This window comes from Clostridium sp. AM33-3 (assembly GCF_003480315.1).
GTDB lineage: Bacteria > Bacillota > Clostridia > Lachnospirales > Lachnospiraceae > Brotaphodocola.
In genome coordinates this window covers 51,322-67,073 of record NZ_QUIV01000014.1, presented here as the reverse complement: position 1 = coordinate 67,073, position 15,752 = coordinate 51,322, and the positions used below count along the sequence as shown (strand labels likewise).

The following is a 15,752-nucleotide window of genomic DNA, read 5'->3' as shown; positions in this document are numbered from 1 at the left end:
CCGTCTTATTCCTGTTTCTTCCGTAGTTTTTATCTTTTTAGCCGCTATGAAAACTATGGATTGGCTTTGGGATAGAAAGGAGTAGCTTATGGAAACCTTACAATATTTTACCTATTTTATTATCTGCTGTGCCTTTGTAAACATTGGCGGCTTTGTTGTTTCCAATCTCGTCCGTGTTTATAAATCCATCAACAATGGCCGGGGGGTGAGACAATAATGGATTACCCCTACGCTACTGTTTTCGGCTTAATGCTTGGTTTTTATGTTGTTTTGCAGTTGCTTCATGTTGCTGACCTCTGCGCTCACGATTAAAGAAAGGAAAAATAAAAATGTATATTGTTATCACAGAAAATCACGTTTACACAGGAAAGAGCCTTACACTTCTTAACCGTTCTATGGGTGCTCAGATGGATGAGGACGAGTTTAAACAGGTTGGGGCTGACAGTGTAGCCATTCTTACCGCCAAAGACCTGGACTTTGTACAGGATAAGCGCAAGCTTTCATCTATCATGTTTGGAAACTTCTTTAAAAAGGATACGCTTCCCAGAAACCTTATGATTTTTAATATCATTCTCACGTTCATCATGTTCGTGCGCATTGGGGGGTGACGATATGCAAGTTGATTTCCAGTCCTTAATGAGTGGCTTTTCTGCTCCGGTTGACACGGGTGACCCGATTAAATCCATTTACGGTATCATTCCTTACATGGATTCCACCCAGATGCACTTAAAGTTTCAGCTTATGTATTTCATTGAAAAATATGACCTCACAGAATGGCGGGCAGTTTTTGAAGATATCGACCATCAGTTACAGAACAACAAGAATATCAATTTTTTCAGCTCTCAGAACTTAAAAGCATTACTGTCCGCATATACCCAGAATGAACTTGTCCGGGGTATCAAGGTTAATACCCTTAATGAGAATGGCGGTGGTAATTAATGCCCGGTACAATCGTAGGCTGTCTCGGTGCACAGCGTAGCGGAAAAACCCTTTTTGCCTATAAACTGGTAAAAGCTATCCATGAAGCTTTTCATATCCCGGTTTACACAAACATTTACAGTCCAAAGGATGATTTTTTCTATATCAATTCCTTAGAGGATTTCCCACTTGACCTTACGCCAAAAATCCTCTTTATAGATGAAATCTACAATGGACTGGATGCACAGGATTATAAGAAGCTAAAGGAAATTTCCATCTTCATTAACACGATTGGCAAACAGAATTGCTTGTTTGTTTACACCACCATCGAAGCAGAAATGGTATATAACCGTTTAAGAAACCAGACGCAGACGGTTGTAGTCGTATCGAAGAACGATAGAAACATTTACTACAAGCTTATAAATCTTGCGGATATGTCCAGTTCTGTTCATGCCGTTCCAATCAATGACAAGCTGTTTGAAAACGTGTTCTATGATACGCAGTTCATACCGCTTGACTTTGATTGGGGCATGAAAGACTGGAAATATAAACTTTCGCAATTCTACCGGGACAATTATGGATTGGTCGTGAATCTTTGATTTCAATTTCTTTTGAGGTACATATGGGGGCTTTTCTTTTGCCTTGGCAAAGAAAAGCCCCATAGTTCAAGAATTGAAAACCCGGGAACTATCCCAGTCCTTAAAATGTCCAAACGTTTGGACAAAACAGTGCTTTGCGGTGTCGGCTCTCGCTATTGACCCTAGTACATCCCGTAAGGGTGGACAACGCTTTCACGGCAAAATGTCCAAACGTTTGGACAAAATTTCAGAAAGGAACTAAATGCTATGAATAAACAATCATATCCCGAATACTTATTCAAACATTTAAGAAGAAACAGCAAGCGGATTCTTTCAATCATGCTTGCTTTTGCTATTCTTACAGAAAATCCCCTGTCTGCATATGCAAGTACAAAAGCAACACCCAGTAACATTCCAGAATCATCTGCAAGTATTGAAAGCACAGATACCAACATTGACACAGACTTCGGAGTTGAAGATTTTGAAACTAATCCAGACCAGGACCCAGACCACGGCCCCGGCATAGACAGTACAACGCCAACCTATCCCTATTACCGCCCCGTTGTCGATACATCCACCATCCCAGATGAAATCGAAATGGACAACGATAACCTTGACGCAATCCTCGGAGCCGGGGCAAACTGCATTGATGATTTTGACCCGAACAATCTGGAACCATTAACCCCGGAACAGATTGAAGCGGCATTGAATCCAGAATCAACACCATATGACCCTAACCTGGAAAACATTACTGAAACAATAAATGACGAAGTAAGCGCACATGTTATAGGTGAAATTTCAGTATGCGTTGCCGCTATTATGGCTATTATGGCAGTTATTTATTCTTCTGGCATTACTGCGCCTGACGCGACTGTTTTTAGTGACCAGATTTCATCGTTTGCTAAAACATTTTCTCCTACTAATATTTCTTATCTTGTTAAAAACGAAGCTAAAAAGGCTCAAGTTACACAGCAGATGTTTATAAATCTTAAAAACAAGTTAGATAACGCGGCTACAGGTAGCGGATATTCCATCTCTTTAACTGATGAAGATAAAATTGCATATATTTATACTGCAAAGTCACTCGCCAATAGCGGCAAATCTAAATACCTTAAATATGCTTTGATTGACATTAACCCGTCAAATTTTAATATTAAATCTATAAACGGGTTCAAATATTATTATTTTTCCCCTTATGGCGGTGTGGATATGGGTGCTTCTTTACCGAAACAATCATCTGTTATTTATACGCCAAATAAGATTGCTCTTGCCTTAAAGAACGGATATGACTATTTTTTGTATTACAGAAATGCTGCATCGGTAGATTATGGTTTTTCCCAAATGAAAGTTCATTATTCAAGGTATCAATTAAGCAATACAACTAATTTGTATGAATATTATTTCGGTTCCGATAAAGAATGTTTACATGAAGGTAATGATTCTAATTTATGGGCTATTAGTGCATCATTGCCCTGCCCTGTTGCCAGTCAAAATGGAATTGGTTTGGAAAGTATTGATAAATATATGAGTTCTAAAGATGTTTTGTTGCTGAATTATACCTATGGTTTGAAATTCGGTTCACTAAATGCCCTTATGAATTTATCGACCGTTTCCGTAAACGGGGACATTAATAATGTTGTAAAATCTGATAAAAATGTTCTTTCCACTGTTTCTGCTTTAAACTCTGCCGCAGGGACCGTTACAGATACAACCACTGGCACAGACACAGAAACAAAACCCGGAACCAATACTGGCTCTGGCGGTACTGGTTCAACAACGGATACCTCTGGTGCATTAACAAGTATTATTGGAATAATCACCTCTATCCTTACTGCAACAAATGGCATCCCCAATATTTTGTCTTTGTTTCAATTATTGCCAACTACCATTAAAGACAGCATCATTGAAGCATTAAATAGTATTCCATTTTTCAAGAGTGCATTGCTTTATCTCTCTTCGATTTCTACTGGCGTACAAGATATTCTTGATTGGGATATCGAAGCTTGGATTGATGGCGTTAATACGGATTTAGGAAATGCTATAGACAATTTAGGAACAGACGTATTACAGAAGCTTGCTAATTTGCCAAATATAGACAATCTTGGTGGGATTATCGGAGCGGCATTGACTGGTAGTGTACCACTTACTAGAATGGCCGATGCAGTTGTTAATATTGCGGATAAATTAAAAACTTGGAATATCGACAATTATGGAGAAGAATTTATCAAGGCTCTTGAAACAGCTATGGCGGCTCTTGGATTAGGTTCCCTTTCTGGAACCTTGGGTGCGTTAAAAGATTTGACGGGTACGAAACTAGATGATGTATTAGCCAAATTACAGGAACTAGCGGCTTCTTTATCGGGTCTTAAACTCGGCATAGACCTTGACAGTCTTTCTGAAACTTTAAAGGAACTGCTAACAGCCCTTGGCCTTGGTTCACTTCTTGGTGCAGTCACAAATATTGGCAGTATGTTAGAAACATTTTCTTTTGCAGATTTATTGAATTTGGTTAAAGCACTTCCCGCAAGTATTGTTGCGGCTATTACAGAAGCTTTACCAAATTGGAAAACGCCAGAAATCGAAGAAAATGAAAATGATTCCGGCTTTCATAACTTCCTCAATCTTTTCATGATTGGCCTTTTAATCATCATACTTTTAATGATTCTTTTCATTAACTGTTTGCGATTTATCGTGCTTGTATTTAATGTTCCCGCTAGTTCTGCTCTTATTCACGCAGATATGCTAAAAGGAATTGAGTACATGAAAAATTTACAAATTCCCGTATTTGGCGTATCCCTTTACGCCTTGTTATTATCCTGTGCTTATTTTGTAATCTTCATGACAGTAATAGCGGCTATCAGAAGAAAGATTGATAAGATGCACATTTAGAAAGGCGGTGTTTTATGTACTATATCTTATTAACGGCAGTTAAGCCATTAATTCCCCCGTCTACGGATGGATTTTTCAATGGCTCGCTTCTTAGCGGCATTGCATCATTCTTTGAATTTATCTTTACCTTTATCGGCAATGTCGTAACGGCAATGCTTAACTTTTATGATACACTTGTTGAAATCAATGAGTATGTCATTGACCTCGGTAATTCCGCGCAATCTGGAATCACAAGCGGTATGCCCGTGCTTGAAACAGTCGGGCTTTACCGCTATTTGATGGGTGACCCAGTTTTTTACATGACATACATTCTTGTCGTGACTGGCTGTCTTTTCACCATCTATAAACTGGTACTCCTGTTTATTAAGACTTTCAAGGAGATGAAAAACAGCATTACTGGTGATGCAAAAACATCGACTGGATTACTTGCATTTGTATCAAAGATTTTTAAATGATTACGACTGAACCCCCATAAATGAATACACTAGTATTTCAGTTATGATTCCTATGAAATAGTACAGGGCAAAGCTTTTTATAATGATACCCTTTATTGTAATTTTCTTCTTTTCAATGGGGTTGTTAGAGTTCCATGTATGTTTCCAGTTTTCCTCTTGCCCTGTACCCCAGTCGTAACGTCTGTCATTTTTAATATTTTCAATCACTTGCTTTTCATCTAGCTTATGACCTTGTGCTTGATATTTTTCCATCTGTTTTTTTGTATATTTCCATACAACAAAAAACGTAATGGCATTTGCTATAAACCTTGCTATTAAAATTTTCATACCGCACCCCCTCGTTATCTTGTATTATACCAGATAACACCTTGCTCGTAAAGCCAGTACAGCAAGGACATGGGGTGCCGATATGATAAGAAAAATGTCCAAACGTTTGGACAAAATCGGAAAGGAGATATTCATGACACACTGTCCATATTATCAGTGTTCACAGCGGTTTTGCCGTAGTTACAAAGAATGTAAAAAAACATCATACCGCTGTGAAAGCTCATGCGCCTTATGCCGCATATCAAAAACCTGTTTATATAACACCCCGGAAAATAAACCTTATAAGGAGAATGAAAAACCATGTCGAGATTTACAAACAGCAATTCAGAAATCAATGGAAATATCGAAAAAGAGTTTTGCATAAAATATGGTTCTTACCCAGACCGTTTCTATACCAATAAAATAAAAGATGGTCTTTCTTCATCCGTAGCCGCTTTAGAAGTACAAAGCCGCATAGATGAAGTATGGAAAGAAATGTTATATAACTTTCACAGGCAAAAGGCAAAAGCTTCTGCTTAGCCATTTCTATTCCATAGAATTGCCACAAGCAATTAAAAGATTAGTTCCCGGTTATGTTCCGGGTGGTTAGGTGTTGCCTACTTGACTATGGCAACACTTAACCTGCAAAAAATTGAAAATTTTTTGCTAAATTATCACTTTGTCCAAATGTTTGGACAAAATGAAAGGGTCTGAAAAAATGTACAATGTAAAAGTATCAGAGTATCTTGAATCAACCGAAGTTGTTTATTATGCTAATGTCATCACAGGCCACTCCAAAGAAAAGGACTCTTTTCTAGTGGAACGTGATGACGAACTCATTGAACTTTATTCTTATATGGCTTTTGGAACCAAACCACCAAAAGAACAAAAACAGGAGAACCCTCTCCATTCGTTTTATGTTTCCTATAACCGCACAAAGAATAAAATTTACAACTATGCTAGGGACAATACATGGGAATGGTTTCTAACCTTTACCTTTGACCCTAAACAGGTTGATTCATTCAATTATGATGAGGTGGTAAAGGTCATGTCCGATTTCCTTAGAGATATCGGAAACAATACGAAAATTAAAACCAAATATCTCATAGTGCCAGAAAAGCATAAATCGGGCCGCTACCATCTTCATGGCGTATTCAGCAACATGGACATGTCTCTCTGGAAAATGCAGTTTTCCGGGCATACCACAAAAGGCGGCTTACCGATTTATAACATTGGCGGATTTCCATATGGATTCACTACCGCTACACAGGTGCAGAGTTCCACCCGCGTTTCCCATTACATATCAAAATACATTACAAAAGATATGTTTGATGGTATCAAAAACAAAAAACGATACTGGTCTACCAGAAACCTGAACTCTGGAACTCATACCACACTCATGCTTACAAAAGCAGAATTGGAAACATTGCTTAACAGCTTCGGGGAAATCCAAAACATGAAAACTGTGGATACCCCTTACAATCAAATTAAATATTTCCAGTTCTGAAAATGTCCAAACGTTTGGACAAAAATAGCCCGGAGAATCAATCCCCGGGCTTTTCTTATGCTTCAAGGTAGAATGATGCGTACCATCCTGCTTCCGCGTTGCAATTATAAATCTCAAAATCCCTTGCAACCGGGTCAAAATCTCTACCAGTATGCACTTTGCAAGTGAGTGTTTCTGGATACCACGGTTTTCCGGGTCTTAATTTGCACGGGCAAATCATGATTATTGCACCTCTATCATAAGCCTTTCTTGCCGTTGGCCTACTTACTCTGTGATACATCTTTCCACCTACTTCAAATTCCATGCGTTTCATAATTTATCATCCTTTCTTTGAAATCTTCCAGAAAGGGGCTTGCGGCTATTCAGCCGCTTCCCGCAGTTCCTCTAAGGCAGAGCCTATTGCACTACCCAGAACGTAACACCGAATTGATACGTCAATGGATTCATAATCATCGGAGAACCACCAACCTTTGACCTGTTCTTCGCATCCAAACTCGCTACACATTTCGCGAATGAGGTCTTTGTTTTCCTCTATGTATTCTCGCGCTTGCGCTCTACTGGATGTGTAAGAGCCGCTTGCGTTACCTGTAACGCTGTCCTCTGTAAAGAGGTCATCGTAAAGTTGTGTTTCCAGTTCTTCGAAGTCGATACCATCGGTATCTACTTCTTCCTCAATGTATTTAAGTACATTTTCTTTTACTGCTTCGTAGTAATCGTACATTTTATTTTCCTCCGGGGTTATGTTTTTCTGTAATTTAAAAGAGGTGTAAGGCTTTCGCCCTACACCATTTTTTCCAGTTCTGCAAGAATCTTTTCGCCCTCACTGATTTCCAGTTCATATCTGTCTACGGCTTCTTGCGCGTATCGAACATCGCGTTCATGCTGACGAACCGCACCGGGTTCGTCATTGTCGAACAGCTCCGTCATGACGCGCTCTAGTTCTTCTTTCGCTTCATTTAGACGATTGCGTCTGTATTCAAGCGCACTCTGTATATCATCCACGATTCTTTCAAGGTACTCGATTCGGATTTTCTTCAAGGTAATTTTATTAGCTTTCATGGTATTCATCCTTTCTTTTTGCCCCCGGCTTTTACCGGGGGATTATAGTTAATCGTAGAACGGAAGTTCTGGGTCAACTTCAAAGTCTATAGAATCTTTAATATCTTCATCTATATCCTTTTCGGTTCGTATCCACCACTTGCGATTGTCGGAACTTGGGGTATACCCCGTATTTTCTAACCATTCATCGTAGCCCATTTTGTAGCCCCTTTCTGGATTTTCTTTATTTAGTTGTCAATGTGCTTTGTTACGGTATCTGCTTTTAGCGGACTGCGAACAGAGGGAAAGGGGCGGAGAAAATATTTTTTTAATTTTTACGTTTTAACCTTAAAACCATATTTACTACCATGTAAAAATTCAAAAAATATTTTTGGAGTACATTTTACCCCTTTCCCGGCGCGAGTAGTCTGCTATGATACCTAAGTAACAAGGCATGACAACAAATAAAGGAAGTCCAGAAAGGAGCGGAAAAGCGCGGCGGTGTGTGGTTGGGAAATATGGGGTATACCCGGATTTCCGTCAATCACAAGCGGTGGCAAATCATGGAAACTTTGAGTACCGGGTGCCCTCTGGGCGGTACGGCCTTTCGACCCCCGTACATCCCCGTAGGGGTGGACAACGCTTACACGGCATAATAATCTTAAAAATGTCCAAACGTCTGGACAAAATCATTCCCTATCCATACTGCAATAAACCTCTTATCACAAAAAGTATTCATCCTATCTTCTTATAACCTTTAATTTCATAAGAATCATTCTTCTTTTACCGCAGAAACAATTTATTGTCTCTGCGGTAAACATATTCTTTCTTAGCTTGGCAAAACCTAGCTGACCGCAAAGGTAGTAGCCAGAAGAAACCTATAGTAACCTAACGGCGTAATATCGTAGCGAACGGTTCCGAAATTCTTTCGGAAGTCATACCGTTTGCTGTTTTCGTGATTTTCCTACTTACAGATATTCTCATGAAATCTTCTTCCTGTACCTAAGATGAATTTAACGTCCCGGATTAGTGAATATGAAGCTGTATGGTATCGGCAAAAATTATCATGCAATAGTCGGAAAGTATGGAAAGAAACGTAAAACAGAAATCGGTATGCTGTAGAAAGGATTTCAGAACCGTATCGGTAGATATGAGCAGTTATGGTTGCAAAAGAGTTTCTTCATCGCGATACCGTTGTGGTCGCACCGGGTTTTGCCGTCTGAGGAAACCCGGTGGGTGTGGGTGTTCCGTGCAGTCGTAGTTGACGAAGACGCAATAAGAAAGATGGGAAACGGCCGCCGGAGGCTAGCCAGAGTGGGTGACGAAGTTGGGCGCTACGCGTGACTCGGCAATGAGAGTGGGTGACGCGGTAACGCGTCTTTTCTCGGCCCGGTTGGAGTAGGAGTCCCGTATTAGCGCACTGGTCTGAAAATCGTATCAATGATTTACAGGCCAGAAGCAAAAGAGGACTCCTTACGGGGCTTTAGTGAACGGCCTTGAGTTGGGCTATCCTCGGCCCGGTTGGAAAAGAGCCACCCTCTCACTCATGTTGTTAGGCCATGCGCAGCATGATCTAATGACAGGAGTGAGGAAGCGGCTCTTGTCGTGGGCTTCGGTGAACGGCCTTGAGTTGGGAGAACTATATTAGAACACGCCAAAAGCGGGTGCGTGTCAAGTGCGCTTTGCGTACATTTTACACTTTACACGCGCCCCGTTTTTGGCGTACCCTAAAGTAACTTACAAAAGAGGTGTATGAGTATGGGAAAGAGATATGATTTAACAGAACGGGAACGATACGCTATCGAAGCATATCGAAATGATAAAAAGAGCATCAAAGAAATATCCGTCCTGTTGGGACGGCATTACCAGACCATCTACCGCGAGATTAAACGCGGTACAATAGAAATGATGGATTCTGAACTTCGGAGATACAAGAAATACTGTGCAGATACAGGGCAGGCCATAGCAGACCGCAACAAGGCAGAAAAAGGCAGAGAGCCAAAAGTCGGTAACGACCTTGAATTTATCCGCTTTGTGGAAACCTTGATTCTGGAAAGAAAGTATTCCCCAGAAGCCGTTCTTCTCCACATCAAAAAGCACGGCCTTAAATTTAAGACGGAAGTCTGCCTTAACACCCTGTACAACTATGTTGATAAGGGAATGTTTTTGAATATCACAAATAAAAATCTTCCAGTGCGTTCGAAACGCAAGAAACGAAATATGCGGAAAATATCAAAGATATCACTGAACAATGTGAAAGGCCGCAGTATTGAGGAACGCGCAAAAGAGATAATGAGCCGCAATGATTACGGGCATTGGGAAATGGATACCGTTGTGGGCTGTCAAGGCGGCAACAAAGACTGTCTGCTTGTTTTGACAGAGCGTAAGACCCGGTTTGAATATATTTTCAAAATCCCGGATAAATCACAACTTAGTGTAGTACGTGTCCTTGACAATCTGGAACATGCCTATGGCTACGAAAATTTCCGCACCACATTTAAGACCATCACAATGGATAATGGTACAGAATTTCTCGACCAGATAGGCGTTGAGCGTTCTTCTCTCGTTCCGGGAGTACAACGCACGGTAGCTTACTACTGTCACCCTTATTGCAGTTTTGAACGTGGCAGTAACGAGAACCTTAATAAGATGGTACGGCGGCATATTCCAAAAGGCGCGGATATTGCGAATTATAGCGAAGAAGATTTGGAGTATATACAGGACTGGATGAATGATTATCCGCGACCGATGTTTGGCGGTCTGTCCTCGCGTGAAATGAGGGAACAGGAACTTGCATAGCTGATTTTGTCCAAACGTTTGGACAAAATGAAAAAGGCGTACCCCGTGTACGTCTGTTTTCCATACCTAAAAATAAGTTTTCGCGTCTCAAAAATGTCCAAACGTTTGGATATTTTTCTTTGATATAGCAAAATGCACAAATACAGACCATATATCGCATTGATATCAGCCTATATTTGTGCAATATGCCAGTTTTGCTATTTTTTACATATTATTCTTGACATTTACCATGAATCCCATTGCTGTTGCGAATACGCCGAGGATCAGAGCCCACACAAATTTTGAGATATAGCCGCCGCTGAGTTTGTCCAGGTAACCGGACATAACGGTAAGGATGACCATGGTGAACAGGTAGGTAAAGTCACTCTTGTACTTGTCCGGGATCTGTGGGAACAGATAGTTCTTTGCGGAATCGGTATCTGCTTTTGCTTTTACAGCTGCAGCTTTCCAGGTTCCCTGACGGTATTGCTTTAATACGGAATAGCCTTCCTTCTTTAAGCAGATGCTGGTGAGCGGATATCCAACAAAGCCCTGCAGTACGTATACGGCCATGGCCAGGATTGCCAGATGCTCAGTCGGAGCAACAGACTGCATCATCATGGCAGCTACGAAACCACCGGTTAACGGAGGTGCTGCAACTGCTGCGGTTTCCTTACCAAGGATCACGGTTCCTACCGTAAGGATAACAACCAGGATACCTAACATGCCGGCCAGGGTAACCACTACGGTTTTCCACTGATCGATCAGCTCCTGGATATCCAGCATGGTTCCTAAGTGGACAACCATCATCATAACCAGGAAGGTAGGGAGGTTGGAAGCAATACCGGCCTGCTGCAGGATGTCGGTTGGAAGATAAGTCCAGAAACCGAGGACAAACAGGACTGCGGTAATGAACATAGACGGCACGAATGCTTTGGTTGCTGTTGAAATGACTTCACCGATGATAACCAGAATCAGCATGGTTAAGAATGCAGTCTGAACATCCCACTGTGCCTTACCTGTGGCAACCTGATAGACACCACGGTACAGGAATGCAGCAGCCATGACTGCTAACAGCAGGTAGCCAATCCAACGTTTTGATTGCTTTTGCTCGTTCATAACAAAACCCCTCTTTTCTTTTATTTGCTTACGCATTTGTAAGATACTGTAATCATATCACAGCGCGATCCGGAATGCAAGATATATTGTGAAAATAAAATCATAATCGTTTTGGATGTCATCTTACAACGTTGTTACTGTCCACACACACTGTTTACAGTGCTGACTTGAAATTTTAAATTCCAGTGCAGTGGTAAATTCCACCAAATTGCGTCCTATGAAATTTATAATTTGGAAAAATAAAAAAACTGTGATATGATTATAGTGAAATAGCATGGGAAGTATCAGAATAGGAACTGGAAAGGTTTGGGAAAGTGAAAAGAAAAAAAGAAGACAGCATCAAAGATCAGATCTATAATAAAATATTTGCCGGAATTATGAATAATGAGTTCTCTTTCGATGAGTTTCTGACAGAAAAGAGTCTGATGGAAAAGTATCAGGTCAGCCGTGCGCCGGTGCGCGAGGCACTGATGCAGCTTCGCAGTGACCGGATTATTGCCAGTACGCCACGCCATGGCTATCGTATACGGAAACCGGCGCAGGAAGAGCTGCGGGATATCATCAATTTCCGGACTGTGATGGAATGCTCATTTCTGGAACGTTATCATGATATGGTAACGAAAGACCGGATCCGGGAGCTGCGCACTCTGTGTCAGGAATATGAGAACGGAGGGGAAAGCCGCAGCTTTATGGAATACTGGAAACTGAACCGGGAGTTCCATGAAACCTTGTTTATGACTTACAAAAATGAAGTGGCGCTTCATTATCTGCTGGAGAGTATAGACCGGCAGACGATATACTTTCTGGAAACGATGAAAAACTGTTACATGGCTGCGGACCTGCATTTTGCTTTACTGGATTATCTGGAGCAGGGAGATTTCCGCACAGCCTCCACGCTGCTTCGGGCAGATATTGAGAAGCTGCCGATTTGTGAATCTCTGGTGGCGGATAAGGTGGAATGTGTGGGCTTCAGCCTCTGCTAGGAAGGATTTATGCTGAAAATGTGAAGGAAGGCAGAAGAATATGGATTATTTATTTGCGCCGATGGAGGGCATTACCGGCTATGTGTTCCGGAATGCCCATCACCGGCATTTTCATGGCATCAAGGAATATTACACTCCATTTATCTCACCGAATCAGACCCGTAAGCTTACACCGAGAGAACTGAACGATGTGATTCCGGAGCATAACAAGGGTATTCCTCTCATTCCACAGATCCTGACAAATAAGGCAGATGATTTTCTGTGGGCTGCTAAGCGCCTGAAAGAGCTTGGCTATATGGAAGTGAATCTGAATCTGGGGTGTCCGTCTGGAACGGTAGTAGCAAAAAAGCGGGGGTCCGGCTTCCTGGAATATCCGATGGAGCTGGATGAGTTTCTCTATCAGGTCAGTGAGGGAATCTGCGGGCTTGGCATGGACCTGTCTGTTAAGACACGGATCGGGAAGACAGATCCGCAAGAATTTGAAGAACTTCTTTCTATTTATAACAGGTATCCGCTCAAAAATCTGATTGTGCATCCGCGGGTTCAGACAGATTATTATAAGAATCATCCGCGCATGGACGCGTTTGATCTTGCGGTGAGAGAAAGCCGGAACCCGGTTTTTTATAACGGAGATCTGTTTAGCCGGGAGGATATCAGAAATTTCCGGAATCAGTATCCGGGTGTGGAAGCGGTCATGCTTGGCCGCGGCCTTTTAACGAATCCTTCCCTGACAGAGGAGACACCTTTTACTGCAGAACGGATTCGTGCTTTTCATGAGGATGTGCTAGAAGGATACCGGAGAGCTATACCGGGAGATAAAAATGTTTTATTTAAGATGAAGGAACTATGGACCTATCTGGGAGAAGCGTTTGAAGACAGCACGAAACTGATGAAAAAGATACGCAAGGCACAGAAGATGGAAGAATACAGGGCAGCAGTGGAATGTCTTCTGGCGGAAAAGCCGGTGTGCGCCCAGCCATATTTTCCAGGCTGGAAGAAACGGGGGTGAGTGTTGCTGCGAATGGAGGGAGAGCATGGCTGTAAATGTAGTTGCGGTGGATAATGCACCGGAACTTCTGGAAAAAATTGAGGGGATTTTCCGCAATATGGCTGAGGTCAGTCTGCTTGGAAGTTTCGAAGAAGCAGTGGCTGTAGTGGAATTTGTGAAGGAGAATCCGGTGGATATGGTATTTACGGATATTGTGATGCCGGATATCAGTGGTATCAGTCTGGCAAAAGAACTGCAGAAACTGAAAAATGCTCCGGCGGTAGTGCTGATGTCCAGTATTCCGGGTTTTTCTCTGGAGGCATGGAAAATTCAGGCATACGGATTCATAGAAAAACCGTACACGAAACAGGATATCATGAAAATGGTAGAGCGATACCGAAGAGAGTCGGAAAATGGCGTTGACGGCAGTTTTTAAGGGCATTATAATAAAGACATTGTGACGACAGAAAGACAGGAGGAACTACTACAATGCGTGATATGTATATTTCAGATTCTATTTTATATGTGGGAGCAGATGATAAAACACTGGATATTTTTGAGAGCCAGTATCCGATTCCGAATGGAGTCAGCTATAACTCCTATGTGATCCTGGATGAAAAGGTTGCGGTGATGGATACCGTTGACAAACGCGCAACCGATACCTGGTTTGAAAATCTTGCCAGGGAGCTTGGTGACCGGAAACCGGATTATCTGGTTGTGTCTCATATGGAGCCTGACCATGCGGCAAACATCAAAAACTTTGCAGAGCGTTATCCGGAAACAAAAATTGTGGGAAACGCAAAGACCTTTGCTATGATGGGCCAGTTTTTTGAGATGGATCTGACTGAGCGTAAGGTGCTTGTAAAAGAAGGTGAGACCTTAAGCCTTGGCAGTCATACGTTGCAGTTTTTTATGGCACCGATGGTGCACTGGCCGGAGGTTATGGTAACTTACGAGCAGAGCGAAAAGATTCTGTTTTCCGCAGACGGCTTCGGAAAGTTTGGCGCGCTGGATGCAGAAGAAGAGTGGGCAGAGGAGGCTGCACGTTACTACTTAAATATTGTAGGCAAGTACGGCGTGCAGGTACAGGGACTGTTAAAGAAGGCTTCCGGACTGGATATCCGGATGATCTGCCCGCTGCACGGACCGATCTTAAAAGAAAACCTGGGCTACTACATTGATAAATATCAGACCTGGAGCACCTATCAGCCGGAGAAGCACGGTGTGATGGTAGCATACGCGTCTATTCACGGCAACACTGCACAGGCAGCAGAAGAGATGGCAGAGCTGCTCCGTGCAAACGGTGAGGAGGTCGAGGTGTTTGACTTATCCCGCACCGATGTTTCCCTGGCTGTGCGCAAGGCATTTTATTATGACCGCATGGTGCTGGCAGCAGCAACCTATGACGGTGGTGTATTCCCATGCATGGAAGAGTTCCTGCTGCACTTAAAATCCAAGAATTTTCAGAAGCGTACTGTAGGTCTGATGGAGAACGGATCCTGGGCACCGTTAGCCGGAAAAATCATGCGCGGTATCTTAGAGCCGATGAAAGATGTGCATGTACTGGAGCAGGTAGTTACCATCAAATCCGCTGTGCATGATGATACCAGAGAAGCCATGAAAGCAATGGCCGATGCCTTAAAATGAAAATTTGAGTTACAAAGCTGAATAAAGGTCCGGAAGTGAAAGAGACCGCCTTCCTCTATTTTCACATATCGTTGTTTGCTTGCTCTCCCTAACACGCGTTCGCCTGTGTCGGATGAACATCCGCCACATTCGGACGTGTGTGCTCAAGATGCAAACACCTGATATGTTGAAAATCCCGGAAAGCGGTCTCTATCACTTCCTGCTGTATTGACCTCGCTACAAAAAATAGTAGCTACAGCCATATTAACTCTTCCATAAAAAGAAAACGCAGCCAGAACGCTACTATCAGATAAAAGCTGGATTACAGGCTTTCGTCAGCAACGTTCTGGCTGCGTTTATTATTATCGTAGAATAACCAATACAGCAGAAGGTTCGGTCAGACCCTGCAGAATCAGCAGATGCGTTGGAATTTTCTTCATGAGCGAGCATAGCGCCAGACCGGAGAGCATTGTCTGAGCGTGCAGCGCACGCGAGTTTTGCTCGCAGGTCTGGCAATAGGCGGCGGAGCGAATGAAGTACAAAATTTCACAGCATCTGCTTATTCTG

20 protein-coding genes are annotated in these 15,752 nt (G+C 42.3%); 13 read left to right on the top strand and 7 right to left on the bottom strand.

Annotated features, from left to right (window positions below; translation table 11 throughout):
- Positions 1 to 88: 88 nt before the first annotated feature.
- From DW819_RS16065 to DW819_RS09700, 6 genes are all read left to right on the top strand, one after another.
- Positions 89 to 217, top strand: a complete 129-nt coding sequence (locus tag DW819_RS16065) for a hypothetical protein (protein ID WP_279220946.1) — start codon at positions 89 to 91, stop codon at positions 215 to 217.
- A gap of 112 nt (positions 218 to 329) precedes the next feature.
- Positions 330 to 608, top strand: a complete 279-nt coding sequence (locus DW819_RS09720) for a hypothetical protein (protein WP_118733123.1) — start codon at positions 330 to 332, stop codon at positions 606 to 608.
- A 4-nt stretch (positions 609 to 612) separates the two neighbouring features.
- On the top strand, positions 613 to 939 hold the full coding sequence (locus DW819_RS09715; protein WP_118733122.1) for a hypothetical protein: 327 nt from the start codon (positions 613 to 615) through the stop codon (positions 937 to 939).
- Positions 939 to 1,517, top strand: coding sequence for a hypothetical protein (locus DW819_RS09710; protein ID WP_118733121.1), 579 nt, complete (start codon positions 939 to 941; stop codon positions 1,515 to 1,517). The genes DW819_RS09715 and DW819_RS09710 overlap by 1 nt, the downstream gene beginning before the upstream one ends.
- 246 nt (positions 1,518 to 1,763) lie before the next feature.
- A complete protein-coding gene (locus DW819_RS09705) occupies positions 1,764 to 4,385 on the top strand; it encodes a hypothetical protein (protein ID WP_118733120.1) in 2,622 nt (873 codons plus the stop codon).
- Positions 4,386 to 4,399: 14 nt separating this feature from the next.
- Positions 4,400 to 4,840 carry a hypothetical protein gene (locus DW819_RS09700; protein ID WP_118733119.1) on the top strand — a complete coding sequence of 147 codons (441 nt, stop codon included), beginning with the start codon at positions 4,400 to 4,402 and terminating at the stop codon, positions 4,838 to 4,840.
- Here DW819_RS09700 and DW819_RS09695 read toward each other — a convergent pair whose 3' ends face one another.
- A complete protein-coding gene (locus DW819_RS09695) occupies positions 4,841 to 5,167 on the bottom strand; it encodes a hypothetical protein (RefSeq protein WP_118733118.1) in 327 nt (108 codons plus the stop codon).
- A 300-nt stretch (positions 5,168 to 5,467) separates the two neighbouring features.
- Here DW819_RS09695 and DW819_RS09690 point away from each other — a divergent pair, with 300 nt between their 5' ends.
- On the top strand, positions 5,468 to 5,686 hold the full coding sequence (locus tag DW819_RS09690) for a hypothetical protein (protein ID WP_118733117.1): 219 nt from the start codon (positions 5,468 to 5,470) through the stop codon (positions 5,684 to 5,686).
- A gap of 178 nt (positions 5,687 to 5,864) precedes the next feature.
- Entirely contained in the window at positions 5,865 to 6,653 is a 789-nt protein-coding gene (locus tag DW819_RS09685) for a hypothetical protein (RefSeq protein ID WP_118733116.1), read from the top strand.
- A gap of 55 nt (positions 6,654 to 6,708) precedes the next feature.
- On the opposite strand, the gene DW819_RS09680 is transcribed toward DW819_RS09685, so the two are convergent.
- The 4 genes from DW819_RS09680 to DW819_RS15695 are packed head-to-tail and all read right to left on the bottom strand — an operon-like array spanning position 6,709 to position 7,910.
- Entirely contained in the window at positions 6,709 to 6,966 is a 258-nt protein-coding gene (locus DW819_RS09680) for a hypothetical protein (protein WP_118733115.1), read from the bottom strand.
- Positions 6,967 to 7,011: 45 nt separating this feature from the next.
- Positions 7,012 to 7,374, bottom strand: coding sequence for a hypothetical protein (locus DW819_RS09675; protein ID WP_118733114.1), 363 nt, complete (start codon positions 7,372 to 7,374; stop codon positions 7,012 to 7,014).
- 59 nt (positions 7,375 to 7,433) lie between these two features.
- A complete protein-coding gene (locus tag DW819_RS09670) occupies positions 7,434 to 7,712 on the bottom strand; it encodes a hypothetical protein (protein WP_118733113.1) in 279 nt (92 codons plus the stop codon).
- Between the two features lie 48 nt (positions 7,713 to 7,760).
- Positions 7,761 to 7,910 carry a hypothetical protein gene (locus DW819_RS15695; RefSeq protein ID WP_182432621.1) on the bottom strand — a complete coding sequence of 50 codons (150 nt, stop codon included), beginning with the start codon at positions 7,908 to 7,910 and terminating at the stop codon, positions 7,761 to 7,763.
- 1,539 nt (positions 7,911 to 9,449) lie between these two features.
- On the opposite strand from DW819_RS15695, the gene DW819_RS09665 reads away from it, so the two are divergent.
- A complete protein-coding gene (locus DW819_RS09665; protein ID WP_243025776.1) occupies positions 9,450 to 10,490 on the top strand; it encodes an IS30 family transposase in 1,041 nt (346 codons plus the stop codon).
- Positions 10,491 to 10,694: 204 nt separating this feature from the next.
- On the opposite strand, the gene DW819_RS09660 is transcribed toward DW819_RS09665, so the two are convergent.
- Positions 10,695 to 11,588 carry a hypothetical protein gene (locus DW819_RS09660; RefSeq protein ID WP_243025774.1) on the bottom strand — a complete coding sequence of 298 codons (894 nt, stop codon included), beginning with the start codon at positions 11,586 to 11,588 and terminating at the stop codon, positions 10,695 to 10,697.
- A gap of 314 nt (positions 11,589 to 11,902) precedes the next feature.
- Between DW819_RS09660 and DW819_RS09655 the strand changes: the two genes are divergently transcribed.
- The 4 genes from DW819_RS09655 to DW819_RS09640 are packed head-to-tail and all read left to right on the top strand — an operon-like array spanning position 11,903 to position 15,206.
- On the top strand, positions 11,903 to 12,571 hold the full coding sequence (locus DW819_RS09655; protein WP_118733111.1) for a GntR family transcriptional regulator: 669 nt from the start codon (positions 11,903 to 11,905) through the stop codon (positions 12,569 to 12,571).
- Positions 12,572 to 12,611: 40 nt separating this feature from the next.
- Entirely contained in the window at positions 12,612 to 13,580 is a 969-nt protein-coding gene (locus DW819_RS09650; RefSeq protein WP_118733110.1) for a tRNA-dihydrouridine synthase family protein, read from the top strand.
- Between the two features lie 25 nt (positions 13,581 to 13,605).
- Positions 13,606 to 13,995: a response regulator gene (locus tag DW819_RS09645; RefSeq protein ID WP_118733109.1), complete on the top strand. Its 390-nt coding sequence runs from the start codon at positions 13,606 to 13,608 to the stop codon at positions 13,993 to 13,995.
- A gap of 53 nt (positions 13,996 to 14,048) precedes the next feature.
- Positions 14,049 to 15,206, top strand: coding sequence for an FprA family A-type flavoprotein (locus DW819_RS09640; RefSeq protein WP_118733108.1), 1,158 nt, complete (start codon positions 14,049 to 14,051; stop codon positions 15,204 to 15,206).
- A gap of 341 nt (positions 15,207 to 15,547) precedes the next feature.
- Here DW819_RS09640 and DW819_RS15795 read toward each other — a convergent pair.
- The coding region (locus tag DW819_RS15795) for a hypothetical protein (RefSeq protein ID WP_207665306.1) at positions 15,548 to 15,752 on the bottom strand (205 nt) is incomplete at its 5' end.